This is a genomic window from Photorhabdus sp. RW14-46, from assembly GCF_963887965.1.
Classification (GTDB): domain Bacteria; phylum Pseudomonadota; class Gammaproteobacteria; order Enterobacterales; family Enterobacteriaceae; genus Photorhabdus; species Photorhabdus laumondii.
Genome location: NZ_CAWPHH010000086.1, coordinates 1 through 2407 on the forward strand (window position 1 = coordinate 1; position 2407 = coordinate 2407).

The window sequence follows — 2407 nt, forward strand, 5'->3', positions numbered from 1 at the left end:
TCGCCACCGGCAAACGGATAACGGCCCGCAAATGCCCGATCCCAGTTGTCCACTATCGCCGTCTGCCACTGGCTATTCAGATTCGCCGTCGCCGGTTTCAATACCCCCTGCCACGCCTGCACTAATGGCTCGACAAACAGCGTCTGACCAAAACCACGCCATTGGCCGCCCAGACTGGCGGCTATCAAGCGCCCATAACCCTGCGTATCGGTCAAATCAGTGCTTTTCCCTTCAAATACCGTTTTAGCCAGCGCATTCGCCATTGCCGGTGGGTCGTCGCTGTTGTTCATCTGTTGCAGTTTCAGACGCACGTCGGTTACCCGCGTCAGGAAGGTTTGTAAATTCAGGGTACTGTCCGCCTTGATTCTTCCTTCTGCCTGATTTTCTCCCATCAGCGCCAGCAACGGCCCAAAGGTTTCATCCATCGGCCCGTGCACGCCAGCCACCTGTTGGTTAATCATTGGCGGCGTGTTTTTATTCAACAACGTTTTGGCGGATTTCACCAACGAGTCCGATAAACTCGGCCCCTGTTGCCCGGTTTCGCCCTGATAGGCCAGCGTGTTCATCAGCGCAATCAGCGGAGACTGACGCCCATCCGCCATCAACGTTAGCTGGTCGATGACATCCGACAGGTTACGGGTTTTGTTCCAGCGCAGGCTGTTGAGAAAATCCTGCCACGCCCCGGCAAAATCGGTAAAGTAACGAGCGGTCAAACGGGCTTTCAGCTCTTCGGGGGATACCGACGCCGAGACTGCCTGACGGTTATCACTCAGCACCCAGTCAATTGCCTCTTTACGTGACGCCACCGCCTCCGCTATCGCCTTTTGTATCCCGCCTTCCCACGCCTGACGGGTAAACATCCCCGGTATCACGTGAGAGGTGGTAAACAGCCGCGCCGCATCGGTGTCGCCGGTCATCTGCCTTAACGTCAGGTCCGAATAATTTTTCTCCACTGATTGCAGCATCTGCTGGTAAAGCGCCGCTTCGGCATTGTGCTTACCTAGCTGGATCAGCAACAACTGACGCACCTGTTTAATCAACGCCTTATCCGGGGTTATCCGCCATTCGGGATGCGCGGCCAGATTCTCCGCATAAAAACTCCACAAATCCCACGCCGTATCCAGCCAGACACCGGGGGCAATACCGGCCCGCTCGGGTTCATTTTCATCCAGTATCCGGGTTAAAAACGCAGCATCCACTTTTTCCGGCTGCGCCATCATCAGGTAGGCTTTCAACTGGTCATGACCGGCTTGCGCCCGCTTAGCCCGCAAAGGGCTGCCCGGCGGTAAATTCACCAGCGCACTCAGTTTCGCATGCAACACCGCAGCGGCTTTGTCCCGTATCAGGCGGTTATTAACCTGCGCATAATCGGGCAGCACCGCCGTCAACAGTTTCTGATTCTGACTCAAACCAAAGCGCTCATACCACGGCACGCCGTGTTCAGCCCGGTCTTGCAGCCGGTCCACCTCGTTACGCAGATCCTTCAAGGCCATCAACTGGGCATCAGAATTCTCCGGCTGGACTTTCAGGTCAGTTACCGCCGCCTGCACCACGGCTAGCTGGTCACGGTTGGTGAAAAAGGAGAGCATCATTCCGGCACCCCATAACAAGCCCAGCACTATCAGGCCACGACAAACGGTCTGTGTATGGAGCATGCCCACCCGCCGACCGTGGAAACAACGACTGCCCTCCAACACCCCCTGCCATGCCGTGTCGGGCAGCCAGATCTGCGGGAGGCGAGTCGTCTGCGCTTTAAGCGGCAAACTGAACATCAAACCCCGCAGCGACACCACATCACCATACTCCGCTAACCACGGCGTCAGGACCTGTTGCCAGTGCGCAATCCCCTGTTGTTTCAAGTTCGCGGACAGACGACAGAGAAAATCGTGGGCCGTCTTCTCCAACAGTTGCTGCATCCCGCGCTCGCGCAACGGGTCAACCAACGTTTGTAACCGTGTCGCCACGATATCCGGGGTACAGCGTTCAGGAAAAAAGCAGCCGACGGTCTGAGTGATACGACCTTCCTGAGACCAGGTACTGTGACACACCTGCCACAGATAGACCGGGGCCTGCCAGCGTAACTGTTGGGCCTGTTTTTGCAACATCCTCAGGGCCTTGTCCATCCATACCGGCTGCGCACTTTGGTTTTCGGTCAGCGCCCAGACAATGGCATTGAGCGGGCGGTAACGGCGCAAGCGACGCAGGGCCATCAATTGAGCGGTATTCGGTTCCGCTTGCAAACTGCCGCCCCAGAGCAACAGCGTGCGATAACCCTCCAGCCAGTGCGTCGTGGTCAGCCCCGGCGCGATGGCTTCCACCTGTTCCACTTCGCCCACCACCAGTAAAATGCGGACTTTATACCACCAGAACCGCCCGTAACGGAGGCGCATGCGATCGCCCAAGTCAC

1 protein-coding gene is annotated in these 2407 nt (G+C 57.2%); it reads right to left on the minus strand.

Features of this window, described 5'->3' with window-relative positions; translation table 11 throughout:
* The coding region (locus AACQ38_RS23595) for an ImcF-related family protein (RefSeq protein ID WP_165579226.1) at nucleotides 1-2407 on the minus strand (2407 nt) is incomplete at both ends.